This is a genomic window from Hafnia alvei (assembly GCF_034424155.1).
In the GTDB taxonomy this organism is placed as follows: Bacteria; Pseudomonadota; Gammaproteobacteria; order Enterobacterales; family Enterobacteriaceae; genus Hafnia; species Hafnia alvei.
The window spans coordinates 2,197,986-2,211,465 of the sequence record NZ_CP139992.1; the positions used below are offsets into that span (position 1 = coordinate 2,197,986).

Sequence of the window (13,480 nt, forward strand, 5' to 3'; positions counted from 1 at the left end):
TCGCAACGGTGAAGAAACGAATCAGTTGCATGTTGGCGGTATTGCTTTTGGCTGGGTGTGCGAAAGAGCAAACACCGCCTCAAACAGTAAAGTTAAACGTCAACAACAATGCTCGCGGTAGTTTTTTAGATGCACGAACGCCACCTGATGGAGAGTTCGGAACTTATATCCGAACGGCCTCAAACAGTTATGGCATTGATGAAACCTTAATAAAGGCCATTATTAAGGTTGAGTCAGGAGGGAATCCTCACGCAGTCAGTACATCTAATGCCATCGGGCTGATGCAGTTAAAAGCTTCAACGGCAGGTAAGGATGCTTACCGCAAGAAGGGACGAGGCGGGCAACCAACGTCACGTGAGTTAAAAGATCCTGCGGTTAATATTGATTTAGGCACCGCCTATCTGAATATCTTGCAGAATCAGCAGTTAGCCGGAATCTCAAACCCTAAGACCATGCGCTATGCGATGATTGTGTCGTACGCCAACGGAGCAGGGGCCATGTTGAGGACGTTCTCGCCAAATCGTAAAGTGGCGATCGACAAAATCAACAGTATGACACCGGAAGCGTTTTATCAGCATATCCAGAAACGACATCCGGCAGCGCAGGCTCCGCGTTATCTGTGGAAGGTGAACACCGCGTATCTCGCGATGGTGCAATAAAAGCGTTCAAGCAGTACATCAGGCCATGTCCTGACTGTGGTTAGCCCTTATAAGGCTGTAGGTTAACCACAGTCATCTCCCTCGTCGCCATTGAAACCACAGCAGCGTTGGCTGCATTCACTCGCCCAAATCACTGACTAATGTCAGCTCATTGGGACTCACTCATTTGCCGCCTTGCTGTGATTCCAATGGCTTTGAGGGCTTTCGTATTGAAACCACAGCTGTGTTGGCTGCATTCGCTCGCCTGCATCGGGTTGTGAATAGCCGCGATTTCTGCGGTTTTTTGTGCTGTAAAATTCAACTTTTGTGACTTTTTTATCAAAATTCTTTATCCTTCTCTCCGCACTTATTCCGCAATCGTTTTGCTTTTTTGATAACTCATTGTTTTTAAACGTTCTTAGAACTAATGAGTGTCGCATGCGGAATTGAACTCTGTGCTTCCTGCGCGATATGGCCTTTGGCCAGCTCATAACAGCGATCTACAAAAGTGCAGGACACATTTGGGCAGAACAGGATGTCTGCGTTGGCCCACGTTTCACAAAGAAGGTAAGTGAATTAATGAGTATTATTTCCCCTGATGCTGGTCGGGTAGCGACAGATCGCCCGTCCAAGTGGAATAAAACAGACACAGTCTGGATGTTTGGGCTTTATGCCACGGCGGTTGGCGCGGGTACGCTATTTTTACCTATCAACGCCGGTTTGAACGGCCCGTTAGTCTTGATCTTGATGGCGATTTTGGCTTATCCGTTAACCTATTTGCCGCATCGCGCATTAAGCCGTTTTGTATTATCAGGCTCAAGCCGCGACGGTGATATTACCGACGTGGTTGAAGAACATTTCGGCATTTTGGCGGGTAAAGCCATCATGGTGCTGTATCTACTGGCCTTTTTCCCGATTGTTTTGGTGTACAGCATCTCCATTACCAATGCGCTGGATAGCTTCTTGATAAACCAGTTCCACGTTACGCCGCCGCCCAGAATCTGGTTGAGCCTTGGCGTCGTCGCGGCGCTGAGTTTGATCCTGCGCACCGGTAAAGAGACGATTGTCGCGGCAATGGGAATTTTGGTCTTCCCATTGATTGTGTTCCTGCTGGGTATTTCTCTCTATCTGATCCCGTATTGGCATGTGTCCGCATTTTTCTCCGGCCTGCAGCAGACGTCGGTGAGCGATCCTCAGCTATGGCGTTCACTGTGGCTAGCGGTTCCGGTGATGGTGTTCTCATTTAGCCATGCGCCGATCATCTCCTCGTTCTCTTCCACACAGAAGGGATTGTACGGCGAGGGTGCCGAGCGTCGCTGTGCGCGCATCATGCGCTATAGCTACATGATGATTTGCGTCAGCATTTTGTTCTTTGTCTTTAGCTGTGTGATGAGCCTTTCACATGCTGAAATGCTGGCGGCACGCGATGAAAATATTACCGTGTTGTCGAGTTTGGCGAATAAATTCTCAAATCCATTGATCGCCTATTTAGGGCCGGTGATGGCGATTTTGGCGATGTCGAAATCCTATTTGGGAACTTCGCTGGGTGTGACCGAGGGAGCTACCAGCTTGATTGACGGTGCATTCCGTACCGTGGGTAAGAAAGTGTCTTCCAGTGTCACTCACAAGATCTCTGCGGTGCTGCTGTTTGCGGTGACGTGGTTGGTGACATTCCTGAACCCAAGCGCGTTGCATATCATTGAAACCATCAGTGGGCCATTAATCGCGGTCATCCTGTTTATTCTGCCAATTTATGCCATTCATAAAGTGCCAGCGATGAAAAAATACCGCTCAATCACCAATCCCTTTGTGCTGATTATGGGCCTGATCGCATTGTCGGCGCTGGTCTACAGCCTGTTCTAATCGTACAAAAATGCTAAAAGAAAAAGCCGTGCTGTGAAGCGCGGCTTTTTTGTTTTTATCGGGTCTATTCATACTTAGAAAAGCATTTCGTTTGTAATTGCGGGCAAGATTCTTTATTTTTATGTGCAAATAAAACTTATTATCATTACCGGTTGGCCCTTTTGGTCACACAAGGAGAGCTTTATGGCACGTTCTTTCAATCGATTAGCGCTGGTATGCGCGCTGGCGATATCAGCCCCCGTTATGGCAACGACTTATCCTCTGACCATTACCGATACATCCGGCCAGCGTATTACCTTACAGCATGAGCCGAAGCGTATTGTGGTACAGGATGGGCGTGACATCATGACGCTGGCGTTGCTCGATCGTGCCGATCCCTTTAGCCGCATTGTGGCGTGGAATAACTTGCTGAAAAAAAGCGATCCCGAAACCCTCGCGGTGCTGAACCAAAAGTGGCCAGGGGAGGCAGATAAGATTCCTGATATGGGCTTTAGCGATAAGGGCGAGGTGAATTTAGAAAGCGTGATTGCACGTAAACCTGACCTAATGATAGCTCAACTGCGTGCCAAGCCCGCGTTAGCCGACACCGGTGTGTTGAAACAGCTAGCGGCGCTGAACGTTCCGGTTGTTTTCGTGGATACCTTTTTACAGCCTATCGCCAATACGCCTAAAAGCATTCAGTTGTTAGGCGAAGTGCTTAACCGTGAACAGGAAGCGAAAGAGTACACCGATTTTTATCAGCAGCATTTGCAGGCGATCACCTCGATAACCGCCAAGGTCACGCCAAAACCGCGCGTTTTTGTTGAAGCGAAAGCGGGCGTGGGCGGGGCGGAAGCGTGCTGCTTTACCCATGCGCACGTTGGTTTTGGCGGTATGGTAGAGGCGATAGGCGCGGAGAATCTCGGATCTGGATTATTACCGGGCGCAACCGGTGAAATATCCATGGAGAAAGTCATCAGCCTGAAGCCGGATGTTTACGTGGTTTCCGGTGCTCGCTGGAAAAATAAAGACAGCATAGCCATTCCGTTCGGTTACGGTGTCACGCAGCAGCAGGTCGATGATCGTTTTGATAAGCTGAAAGGCCGCAACGGATTCAATCAAATAAAAGCCGTGCAGGAAAACCACCTGTATGGCTTGTACCATAACTTCTATAATCATCCTTACAACATCGTGGGATTGGATTATTTAGCCAAGTTTATTTATCCGCAGCAGTTTACCGACCTTGAGCCTGCGCAAACCTACCGTACCATCATTGCGAAATTCACGCAGATCCCACAGGCTGACGCTGTTTTTGGCGCACAGGCTCCGGTGAGTAAAAAATAGGCCATTGAGTCTAGAGCAGAGCCGCTGGAATTGGCGGCTTTGTTAACACTTCAAGACTACGCTATCACCTCAACCCGCGTACAAATCTGATCCAACAATGCCCGCTGATGGCTAAAAATAATCATGCTCAGCGGCCGTTGCTGGGATTCAACGATCAGTTGCTGCCAGATATCCCGCTGGATATGGGGATCGAGCTGCGCGGTGATTTCATCGGCGATTAACACCCGCGTGCGGGGATCTAACGCTCTTAACAGCGCGATACGCGCCAGTTCGCCGCCAGAAAGTTGGTTGGGCTTACGGGTTAACCATTCTGCCTTGACGTGGAAACGAGAAAGTTGCTCTGCGTCTGGGTTCCAAGCATCACGCAATGCCTGCCCGGTGGTGCGGTAAGGGTTGAAGGTCAGTTCAGGATGTTGAGGAACGAGCTGGACAGGGCAATAGCCTCTGAGCGGTAACGCCTCTTCGTCAAGCGTAACACTCCCTTGCTGATGAGGCTGCCAGCCAGCTAAAACACGGCCTAATGTGGTTTTCCCATAGCCGCTTGGGGCTGAAATTCCCACCCGCTCTCCGGTAGATACGTTAAGCGAAAAGTCATGCCATAGCTGGCGCTTATCTTGTTCTATGCAGAGCACTGAAATACGAAACATCAAACGCGCCTCATTTTACCCGCGGTGAAGTTATCAGCAGCGGTGTGTGGGAATAACGGATGGTGTTCAGGCTGAGCAAGCCAGTGTTTCTGTAGCGTCGGGCTGCCGAGCCCGTTTTTTAGATCGGCAACCGTGATGTCGTCGCTGACCCGTCCCTCGTTGAGGGCAACGATACGATCGGCGAAGCGAACGGCTAATGATAAATCGTGAGTCACCCATAAAACACCGGCGCCTTGCGCACTCAGATCGCGTAGTTGTTGCAGAAGCTGGCAGGCCAGCGGTTCGTCGAGCCACGCGGTGATTTCATCGGCCAAAATATAGTGAGCGCCACCCAAGGCGGCATTACAGGCCAGGACACGCTTGGCCATTCCGCCAGATAGCTGACGAGGATATTTCAGCAAAACGTCGGCTTGCAGCTGGTAATGTTTAATTTGTTGCTCGAGGGCCAGGGCACAGGTATGGCTGCCGCTTAGATGCAAACTGCGAGAGAGTTGGGTGCCGACGTTAAGCAGTGGGTTGAGTGAGCTCACCCCCTGTGGCACATAACACAGGGTGTTACCGCGTAACTTTTGACATTGCTGCGTATTCAACACGTCACCGTTTAAGCAAATATCGCCGCGTTTGCGCAGGTTCTGCGGCAATAACGCCAAGGCACTTTGCAGCAATAAACTTTTTCCTTCTCCGCTGCCGCCGACCAGCGCGACCACTTCACCACGGCGTAGCGTAAGATTAATATCGCTCAGAATAGGCGACCACTTTTTACGTCCAAGCCAGCTATAGCGAGCGCTTTCGATAGTCACGTTGTCGAAATTCAGCATCATTGATTCCTTAGCCATAGCTGTTGAATCGCACGGGCGCATTGATCAAACAGCAACACGATCAGTAGCAGAATTAGCCCCGGAAATACCGCCAGCCACCAGCAACCGTTGCTGAGAAAACGCAGGGCGTCGGAGAGCAAAATGCCCAATGAAGGCTCATGCGGCGCTAGGCCGAAGCCGAGAAAACTCAGCGCCGCGCTGTGTAACACCGCGTGAGGAAACATCAATAGCGTGCCGACAAACCATTGAGGTGCCAGAGCAGGTAAATAGTGGGCTCGCCAACAATACCACCGGCTATTTCCCAAGCGCTGGGCGAGAGTCATATAGTCGCTGGTGCGGATTCGCTGTGCTTCGGCGCGTAGAATCAATGACAGCTTCGGCCAATGGGTTAGTGCCACGGCCAAAATAACCCCATGTTTGCCGCCGCCTACGGTAAAGCAGATGAGTATTAATAACAGCAGGTGCGGTAGCGACAGCAGGGTATCGACGATCAGCCGCAACATATGATCGAGCGCGGGATGCAGCAGTGTCAGGCTGGCAACCAGCATGGCGATGATCCCGCTGCATAGCGCAGCGCCGATGCCTATTTGTAGGCTAGTTAAAGCCCCCTGAAAACAGCGCAGCCACAGATCGCGCCCCAGATTATCCGTGCCAAACCAGTGCGCGGCGCTAGGTGCTTGATAGCGAGCGAGCAGATCCAACGGAATATCCGATGAGAGCAACGAGATTCCGTACAGCGTAAGCGTGACCAGTACGAGGGCTGAAAGCACAAAGCGTAACAGCGACGGAGCGGGGTTATGCAGCATCATTGACGCTCCAAAATGCGGTTCATTCTTGCTAATAGCATTGCGGCTAACGTATTTCCGCCAAAGACCAACAGGGTGCTGAACAATACGATACCCATCAGTAAAGGAATATCTCCGCGCAGCCCTGCATCAATCGTGGCTTGTCCCAGTCCGGGGTAGGCAAAGATTTTTTCTGCCAGCAGAGAACCGCCGAGTAATTCACCTACCGAGGCAAATTGAAGACACAGCGCGGGCGTCAGCGCGTGACGAAATACCTGAATACGTAACAGCGACCAGCCGGAATCACCTTGCGCCTGAGCGTAGCGCACGAAGTCACTGTGCATAACTTCGGCGACTTTCTCGCGGGTATGTAAGGCGATCTGTCCCAAGCCCATCAGACTGAGCGCAATCATAGGTAAAATGAGGTGACGAATGCGTTCAACGATCGTTGCATCCTGTGCGCTGCTGCCCGGCTCCCAAGCACAGCACACTGGAAACCACGGCCAGTGGACGGCGAAAACAACCAGCAGTAAAAGCCCAACCCAAAAGGTGGGTAGCGACGACAATAGATAGCTGATGCGGCAAATCAGGCGGTCGGGCCAACGGTTGAGATAGCGGCCAGCGCTAAAGCCCAGCAGCATGCCTAAAAAACCCGATAACAGCCATGAACTTGCCAATAAAGCAAAAGAGGTGGTGAATCGTTCACCGATCACGTCAGCGACCGGCGCATTATACAGCATAGAGTAGCCAAGATCGCCGTGTAGCACCTGTGAGAACCAGTGCCAAAAGCGCAGCCACAGCGGTTGGTCTAATCCCCAACGGGCGGCAATCAACGGATATTGCTGAGGTGGAACGTGCAGTAAGTCATTGCCGATATAGGCACGAATGGGATCGATAGGAGAAAAACTGAGCAGCGTGAACGTGCCCGCTGACACTAGCGTCAGCAGGCAAGCTAAACGAAATAGGGTATAAGCAGCCTGACGTACACCGCGTGAACGAGTGAGTGTCAGGCAGCGAGTAGCCAAGCGTCTTAGTGGCACGTCCACTTCCAATCTTGCAGGTTATTGAGAACAGACCAGCTACCGTGAATTTCAGGTGCCGCTTTACCTAAATCGACGCAAGGGTTTGCCAAGTAAGTATGCTGCACGTTCAGCAACCAAGCCCAAGCCGCATCGCCTTGTACGCCTGCGCCCGTTTTGCCATCCCATTCAACCTGTTGCCAGAACGGTACTGCTTTTTGCCACGTGGGTGCGTCGAGTGCCTGCTGAAGATGTTGATCAACGATCTTGTTACTGTAATAGCCCGGATTGTAGTACTCCACACCGGCCGCTTTGCTGCTGTAATGGTGATACAGCTCCATCGGATCAAGGCTTCCCCAGCCAAACAGCGTTGGGTTTGCGTGCATATTACGTTCGACGGTTTCCCAACTGCCGGACTGCAAATCCATCTTAATACCGAGCGGTTGAAGCATAGAGCGGACGGCCTGCGCCAGATCGCGGCGGGTGCTGTCACCGCTGGTATACCAAAGCGTTAATTCAGCTTTCAGACCATTTTTCACCCGCACGCCGTCACTACCCACCTTCCAGCCTGCGTCATCTAAAATTTGCTTGGCTTTGGCAATATCGCCGTCTTTAAACGCCGCGCTTTTGCTGTCCCACGGTAATCCTTGAACCGCACTGTAGGCAGGAATGGCATGGCCCTCCATCAGCTGGTCAGCGAGCAGTTGGCGGTTAATGGCGTAGTTGATGGCACGACGGATGGCGACATCGGCGGTGATGTTGTTGCCAATCGGATAGCCATTGGCATCTTTTTTCCCTGCAGGCGTAGTTGGGAATACGATACCACGGTTTTCTACGCTTGGTCGCACCCACAGCTTCAGGCCGTTTTGCCCGCTCACTGACATAGATGGCGCAATACGCACCAAGCCGAGCTGACCGCTTTGCGCTGCCGCATAGGCGCTATCTTCATCTAAAAAGACAAAAACTAATTTATTAAAATCATTTTTGTGACCGGCGTAATACGGGTTCGCTTCAACGATGAGTTGTTGACCTGGTTCAAAACTAACCAGTAGATAAGGGCCCGCGCCGATAGGCTTCTGTGCGTAGGTTTTAGCATCATATTTTTCTGCAGAAACAATGCCCAGCGAACCTAATACGTTAACGAAAGTGCTTTGCGGCGCAGAGAGCGTAATTTCTACGCGGTGTGAATCTAAGGCTTTTGCCGAAGCAAAATTACCCATATCGATTTTGCCACCACCGCGTGCGGCTTGATTGTAGGTGAAGGCGACGTCTTTGGCCGTGAGCGGCGAGCCGTCGGAGAATTTTAAGTCCGGCTTTAGCGTTAACGTCCACGTTTTGCCATCCTCGCTGTTGGTGACTTTTTCGGTCAGCAAATTATCCCAGCTAAGATCGGATTTTTGTTTCAGCAGCGGGCTGTGTAACAGCAAGTAGCTGCCGTGGCTCCAGCCAAGCAGTGGATCAAAACCTTCCGTAGGTTCTTCGCCAACCGCCAGCTTAAGCGTGTGTTGCGCGGCTGGGGCTGGCTGTGTGTCGGCGTGAGAGAGAAGTGGCAGTGCGCCAAAAATGAAGGCGAGAGCGTAGGGTAGCGCTTTGAGTTTTAGTGACATGTGGATTCCTGATCATCCCATTATTTTTTGTATGACATAAAACGCAGGGATTTATAGCAGACGCCTATCAGCACAAACATGATTTGTGTCAACTCGATCCGGCAAAGTATGCACTTTTTACTTTTTTTGCATACTTTACGCATAGTCAGATTTTTTTTGCGCTCATTTAGCTTACATTTCTGGCTGAAATGTTTGTGACGAGACATAATTGATTGTTATCAATATACGGAATTATCACTTGGTGGCATGAATACAATCAGGTGAGGTTTATGGCTCTGAATAAAAGGAAGAACGATGGATTGGTATCTTAAGGTTCTGAAGAACTATTTCAATTTTCGTGACCGCGCTAGACGTAGAGAATATTGGTGGTTCGTACTGATAAACGCCATCATTACTATTCTATTGGGGTTTGTACAGGACGCATTAGGCTGGAGCAATGAGAGTGGCGAAGGCGTGCTGACCGTGGTGTATGGCCTGCTGTTAATTATTCCGTCTATTGCGGTTATGGTTCGTCGTTTGCACGACACCGACCGTAGCGGCTGGTGGGTGTTGATCGGTCTTATTCCGATTGTCGGCTGGTTTGTGTTGTTTATCTTCGCCGTCTTCGATAGCCAACCAGGTAGCAACCGTTTCGGGGCTAACCCAAAAGAGGTTGCAGCGCCGACATCGTCGATTATTAGCTAGTAGCATCATCAACGGCCTCGTTCGCAGGCCGTTTCCTCCTCTATCGCGTTCAAAGACCGCTGTCTTGTCACATCTCACGAATATATTCACATTCTGAAACAATGATGATGACTCATTAGCATCACCGTGGTTTCACTCGCTTCCGATTGCGTTTAGCCTTAGCGTCCCTTTAATTATTGAGTCAATATCACAGGCCGTTTTGCGCCTGTGTACCCAGTCATGAGTCGTTTGCTAGAGCCACTTCGCGATCACAGTGCTGAAGAGACGCTGTTTATCCGCCGTTCCATTATTGCCGCGGTGATGGTTGTACTGCTATTCGGCGTATTAGTGTTTAATCTGTATCACCTTCAGGTAGAAGAGCACGAGCAGTACCAAACACGCTCGAACGCCAACGACATTAAAACCCTGCCCATTGCGCCGGTACGCGGATTGATTTATGACCGCAACGGAACGCCTCTAGTCGAAAACCAAACGCTCTATCAAATTGAACTGATCCCGGGAAAAGTCGCTAACTTAGACGAAACGATCAAAGCGCTGACGCCGATAGTGGATTTAACCCCGGATGATATTAATAACTTCCACGAGGCGATGAAGTCCTCTCGACGCTTTGCTGAAGTGCCTCTTAAAGAAGCGCTGACCGACGTTGAAGTGGCGCGTTTTTCTGTCAATGAATTTGAGTTTCCCGGCGTGTCAATTAGCAGCTATCAGCAGCGCTACTATCCTTACGGCGCTGAGCTAGCCCACGTTGTTGGCTATGTTTCAAAGATTAACGATCGCGATGCCAAACGGCTGAATGAGGCCGGTGAAGGTGAAAACTATGCGGCCGATCACGACATCGGTAAGCAGGGGATCGAACGTTATTATGAGACACAACTGCACGGCACCACGGGATCGCAGGAGGTTGAGGTTGATAGCCATGGCCGCGTGGTGCGCGAGCTAACGGAGATCCCACCCCAGGCTGGAAAGAATATCTATCTGACGATAGATCTTCCTCTCCAGCAGTATATTGAGAAACTGCTGAAAGGGCAGCGCGCCGCCGTGGTGGTGATGGATCCGCGCGATGGCGGTATTTTAGCGATGGTTTCTAGCCCAAGCTATGACCCGAACCCTTTTGTGAACGGTATATCGTATAAGTCTTATCAGGCTCTGCTCGACAATCCTGATTTGCCGTTGATTAACCGCGTCACTCAAGGGATTTATCCGCCCGCATCGACGGTGAAACCGTTCATGGCTACATCGGCACTCTTTGCTGGTGTTATCACGCCGCAGACCACGTTTTTTGGTCAACCTACGTGGGTGCTTCCCGGTACCAATCGGCATTATCGCGACTGGCTGAAAACCGGTCATGGCATGCTAAACGTGACCAAGGCGATTGAAGAATCAGCGGACACGTTTTTCTATCAGGTGGCCTATGAGATGGGGATCGATCGCATTCATGAATGGCTGAGCAAATTTGGCTACGGGCAATATTCCGGCATCGATTTAATGGAACAGGCAAAAGGCGTTTTGCCCGATAGAGCCTGGAAGCAGAAAGTTCATAAAAAAGTGTGGTATCAAGGTGATACGATTTCTGTGGGCATTGGGCAAGGGTATTGGACTGCAACGCCAATTCAGATGGTTAAAGCGCTAAGCACGCTCATCAACAATGGCACAACGAAAACGCCGCATTTGATGTATTCGATGAAACAAGGAAACCACGTTGAGCGCTATCAGCAAGAAGAGCACACGCAGGTAGCCGATCCGAAATCGCCGATCTGGGATATTGTGAAAAAAGGCATGTTTGGCATGGCTAACTATCCTAATGGCACCGGCTACAAGTATTTCCACACTGCGCCTTACGAAATTGCGGCGAAGTCAGGCACGTCTCAGGTATTTGGACTGAAACAAGATCAGGTTTATAACGCTAAGATGATCCCCGTGAAGCTGCGCGATCATATTTTCTACACGGCGTTTGCGCCGTATTCAAACCCTAAGGTCGCGATTGCCGTTATTTTGGAAAATGGTGGGGGAGATGGCGTCTCGGCAGCGCCGACAACGCGTGCTATTCTCGATTATATCTTTGCTAAAACCAAACCCGTTGAGCCGCCGGTGTTGCCTACGCTGGATGCTTCACAGCTACGTGATGCGCATTGACTATTTAAGCATTAACTATTCAAAATGGACTGCATTTCCAATTTTCTTCACGTTCGTTGTTATGCCTAGACAAGGTTATCGAATGATCCTTGTCTAGGGCTTCCCATTATGCAAAACGCATGACCCAAGCGTCGCTCTGGCGATCGTAATGGTTGCGGTAAAGCAACGCGTTTTTGCCATCTAACAGCGCGGGAACGGTGGTTTGCTCATCCCAGCCGTCCAACTGCATGCAAAGGTCTGTATTCGACTTGCAGGGAATACTCAGTGTGTGGCTCTTCAATTGGCTATCTGGCGTTTTTGACAGTTCAGCATCTTCCACTTCAAAAATCCCGATTCGAACGAATGATTTTCCCATAACTTCTCTCCTGATTGATTCATATACGTGTGCGGGTACCAGATGGCCCGTTATTTAGCATAGAAGGGGATACACTTTTTTCCACACCAAAACGGAATTCATTTCCATTTTAATTTTTTACATTACATTAACTCTTTATTTTTACTCGCTTTATATGTCACATAAAAAATACAAAATTTTTACCAAAGCATAATAACCATAAATTTTGAGTGGCTTATGCCGATAACGCTATATGCCATGCAGAACGGCTAAGTGTTATTGAATTGCCATGCTAGGTGGCTTGGTATATCAAGGGTAAGGAGAGGGTTTAGGCAATGTATACGCAATTAAAGCGATGGTTTGGGTATAAACAGGAACGGCTCTTAAAGCAGAAACCAGCAGCGTTGGCGACAGCGGCGAAATTTGTGGCAATAGACTCTCAGGAGCCCGTGCAGAAGTCATATGGCGAATTGCTATGTCATAGTTTTCTGTCGGGTATTGGCGCAATAGAAATTATTCGAGATTCGCTGCTGCACTCCAGCCAAAGCTTAATGCAAGAATTAGTGACGGTTGATGAGCTTAATCATAAGAATGAACAGGCACGCGAGGGAATGGGGCGGCTTTCTGAATTGGTGAACCTTATTGAGCAGCATTCTGGTGAGAGTATCGGCTACATTGACGAACTGATTGCTGTGCTTAAGGGGATTAATAACAATATTGATGCCATTAATAAGCTCTCGAAACAGACCAATCTGTTGGCGATCAACTCAGCCATCGAGGCCGCCCATGTTGGCGGGCGAGGGGCCGGATTCTCTGTTATTGCAAAAGAAATTAAACAACTCTCTTCGGAAATTCAGCTTCAGGCGGGAAATATAACCGCTCTGACGCAGGACATTAATCAGCATGCGAAAAGCGTGAGCGCAAGCGTTGGGGAAAATAATCAGTCCACTCATGATATTCGCCACGCGACGGAGCAGGCTTGCCAGATGTTGCAGCAGGTTATTGAGCTTTCAGCCCACATGCAGGAAATCATTCGCTTTATTGCGACCCAACAGTTTCTGAATACGGTTAAGCTCGATCACGTCATTTGGAAAGTCAAAGTGTATGAGCTGATCTTGCACCGCGATGAGGTTGCAGAAGTTAACAGCCATACAGATTGCCGCTTAGGGAAATGGTTCTATGGAGATGCGGGGCGGGAGTTTTCTCACCTTAGCAGCTTTGCGCAGCTCGAAGCACCGCACGCTGAGGTGCATCGTTCAGGGCGAGAAGCATTGGTGGCATTTAGAGCGGGCGATGATGAACGTTTAAAGATAAGTTTAGCTACTATGGAACACGCCAGCACGTTAGTCATTAAGCGTATAGATGAACTTTTGCTGCAAATCGGCCCACATTAGAACAGGCGAGGGAAGTCAGCAGCGCGGGTTGCTGGCTGCCAAAAATCGTCTAAGACATTTTCAAGCGGGATACATCCCCCACGTTGAATTCGCTGCACATTCATTTCGCGCACACATTGCTCTTCAGTATCAAAACCACCAAGGTATAAATTTTCACAGGGACCGTTGAGATAGCAGACCATCATCACGAGTGCGTACATAACAAACCTTAATTCATTCCGTGGTATTCATTTAG

At 49.8% G+C, this 13,480-nt stretch carries 13 protein-coding genes; 6 read left to right on the top strand and 7 right to left on the bottom strand.

All coding sequences use genetic code 11. The annotated features are described in order from the left end of the window. The first annotated feature begins 8 nt into the window (after nt 1-8). The 3 genes from U0008_RS10320 (at nt 9) to U0008_RS10330 (ending at nt 3,824) form a co-directional block, all read left to right on the top strand. Nucleotides 9-659 carry a transglycosylase SLT domain-containing protein gene (locus tag U0008_RS10320; protein WP_038502187.1) on the top strand — a complete coding sequence of 217 codons (651 nt, stop codon included), beginning with the start codon at nt 9-11 and terminating at the stop codon, nt 657-659. A 558-nt stretch (nt 660-1,217) separates the two neighbouring features. Beyond that, entirely contained in the window at nt 1,218-2,501 is a 1,284-nt protein-coding gene (locus U0008_RS10325; RefSeq protein WP_043493121.1) for an SLC5/6 family protein, read from the top strand. Between the two features lie 183 nt (nt 2,502-2,684). Continuing rightward, entirely contained in the window at nt 2,685-3,824 is a 1,140-nt protein-coding gene (locus U0008_RS10330; protein WP_096387501.1) for an ABC transporter substrate-binding protein, read from the top strand. A gap of 56 nt (nt 3,825-3,880) precedes the next feature. Here U0008_RS10330 and U0008_RS10335 read toward each other — a convergent pair whose 3' ends face one another. Genes U0008_RS10335 through U0008_RS10355 form a run of 5 tightly spaced genes read right to left on the bottom strand, consistent with a single transcriptional unit; the run spans nt 3,881 to nt 8,700 of the window. Continuing rightward, on the bottom strand, nt 3,881-4,471 hold the full coding sequence (locus U0008_RS10335) for an ATP-binding cassette domain-containing protein (RefSeq protein WP_043493122.1): 591 nt from the start codon (nt 4,469-4,471) through the stop codon (nt 3,881-3,883). Beyond that, nucleotides 4,471-5,289 (bottom strand): ATP-binding cassette domain-containing protein, encoded by an 819-nt coding sequence (locus U0008_RS10340; protein WP_043493123.1) that lies wholly within the window; start codon nt 5,287-5,289, stop codon nt 4,471-4,473. Before U0008_RS10340 ends, U0008_RS10335 begins: the two co-directional genes overlap by 1 nt. Further along, nucleotides 5,289-6,095 carry an ABC transporter permease gene (locus tag U0008_RS10345; RefSeq protein ID WP_025801254.1) on the bottom strand — a complete coding sequence of 269 codons (807 nt, stop codon included), beginning with the start codon at nt 6,093-6,095 and terminating at the stop codon, nt 5,289-5,291. Before U0008_RS10345 ends, U0008_RS10340 begins: the two co-directional genes overlap by 1 nt. Next, a complete protein-coding gene (locus U0008_RS10350; protein WP_051874140.1) occupies nt 6,095-7,084 on the bottom strand; it encodes an ABC transporter permease in 990 nt (329 codons plus the stop codon). Before U0008_RS10350 ends, U0008_RS10345 begins: the two co-directional genes overlap by 1 nt. Nucleotides 7,085-7,104: 20 nt before the next feature. Then, the gene (locus U0008_RS10355; RefSeq protein ID WP_051874136.1) at nt 7,105-8,700 is read right to left on the bottom strand and encodes an ABC transporter substrate-binding protein; all 1,596 of its coding nucleotides are present in this window, start codon (nt 8,698-8,700) and stop codon (nt 7,105-7,107) included. Between the two features lie 294 nt (nt 8,701-8,994). Here U0008_RS10355 and U0008_RS10360 point away from each other — a divergent pair, with 294 nt between their 5' ends. Further along, the gene (locus U0008_RS10360) at nt 8,995-9,384 is read left to right on the top strand and encodes a DUF805 domain-containing protein (RefSeq protein WP_025801257.1); all 390 of its coding nucleotides are present in this window, start codon (nt 8,995-8,997) and stop codon (nt 9,382-9,384) included. A gap of 219 nt (nt 9,385-9,603) precedes the next feature. Continuing rightward, complete coding sequence (gene mrdA, locus U0008_RS10365) at nt 9,604-11,517, top strand: peptidoglycan DD-transpeptidase MrdA2 (RefSeq protein ID WP_043493124.1); 1,914 nt, start codon at nt 9,604-9,606, stop codon at nt 11,515-11,517. 106 nt (nt 11,518-11,623) lie between these two features. Here mrdA and U0008_RS10370 read toward each other — a convergent pair whose 3' ends face one another. Then, a complete protein-coding gene (locus U0008_RS10370) occupies nt 11,624-11,872 on the bottom strand; it encodes a DUF1480 family protein (protein WP_025801259.1) in 249 nt (82 codons plus the stop codon). Between the two features lie 314 nt (nt 11,873-12,186). Between U0008_RS10370 and U0008_RS10375 the strand changes: the two genes are divergently transcribed. Further along, a complete protein-coding gene (locus U0008_RS10375; protein ID WP_043493125.1) occupies nt 12,187-13,245 on the top strand; it encodes a methyl-accepting chemotaxis protein in 1,059 nt (352 codons plus the stop codon). Here the strand turns inward: U0008_RS10375 and U0008_RS10380 are convergent. Beyond that, nucleotides 13,242-13,445, bottom strand: coding sequence for a DUF1482 family protein (locus U0008_RS10380; RefSeq protein ID WP_025801261.1), 204 nt, complete (start codon nt 13,443-13,445; stop codon nt 13,242-13,244). The two genes, U0008_RS10375 and U0008_RS10380, sit on opposite strands and share 4 nt — an antisense overlap. Nucleotides 13,446-13,480: the final 35 nt, after the last annotated feature.

Excerpts from the sequence above, each read along its gene's own strand:
- U0008_RS10325 (WP_043493121.1), top strand. The coding sequence starts at position 1,218 with ATGAGTATTATTTCCCCTGATGCTGGTCGGGTAGCGACAGATCGCCCG.
- U0008_RS10330 (WP_096387501.1), top strand. The coding sequence starts at position 2,685 with ATGGCACGTTCTTTCAATCGATTAGCGCTGGTATGCGCGCTGGCGATA.
- U0008_RS10335 (WP_043493122.1), bottom strand. The coding sequence starts at position 4,471 with ATGTTTCGTATTTCAGTGCTCTGCATAGAACAAGATAAGCGCCAGCTA.
- U0008_RS10340 (WP_043493123.1), bottom strand. The coding sequence starts at position 5,289 with ATGCTGAATTTCGACAACGTGACTATCGAAAGCGCTCGCTATAGCTGG.
- U0008_RS10345 (WP_025801254.1), bottom strand. The coding sequence starts at position 6,095 with ATGCTGCATAACCCCGCTCCGTCGCTGTTACGCTTTGTGCTTTCAGCC.
- U0008_RS10355 (WP_051874136.1), bottom strand. The coding sequence starts at position 8,700 with ATGTCACTAAAACTCAAAGCGCTACCCTACGCTCTCGCCTTCATTTTT.
- U0008_RS10360 (WP_025801257.1), top strand. The coding sequence starts at position 8,995 with ATGGATTGGTATCTTAAGGTTCTGAAGAACTATTTCAATTTTCGTGAC.
- mrdA (WP_043493124.1), top strand. The coding sequence starts at position 9,604 with ATGAGTCGTTTGCTAGAGCCACTTCGCGATCACAGTGCTGAAGAGACG.
- U0008_RS10370 (WP_025801259.1), bottom strand. The coding sequence starts at position 11,872 with ATGGGAAAATCATTCGTTCGAATCGGGATTTTTGAAGTGGAAGATGCT.
- U0008_RS10375 (WP_043493125.1), top strand. The coding sequence starts at position 12,187 with ATGTATACGCAATTAAAGCGATGGTTTGGGTATAAACAGGAACGGCTC.
- U0008_RS10380 (WP_025801261.1), bottom strand. The coding sequence starts at position 13,445 with ATGTACGCACTCGTGATGATGGTCTGCTATCTCAACGGTCCCTGTGAA.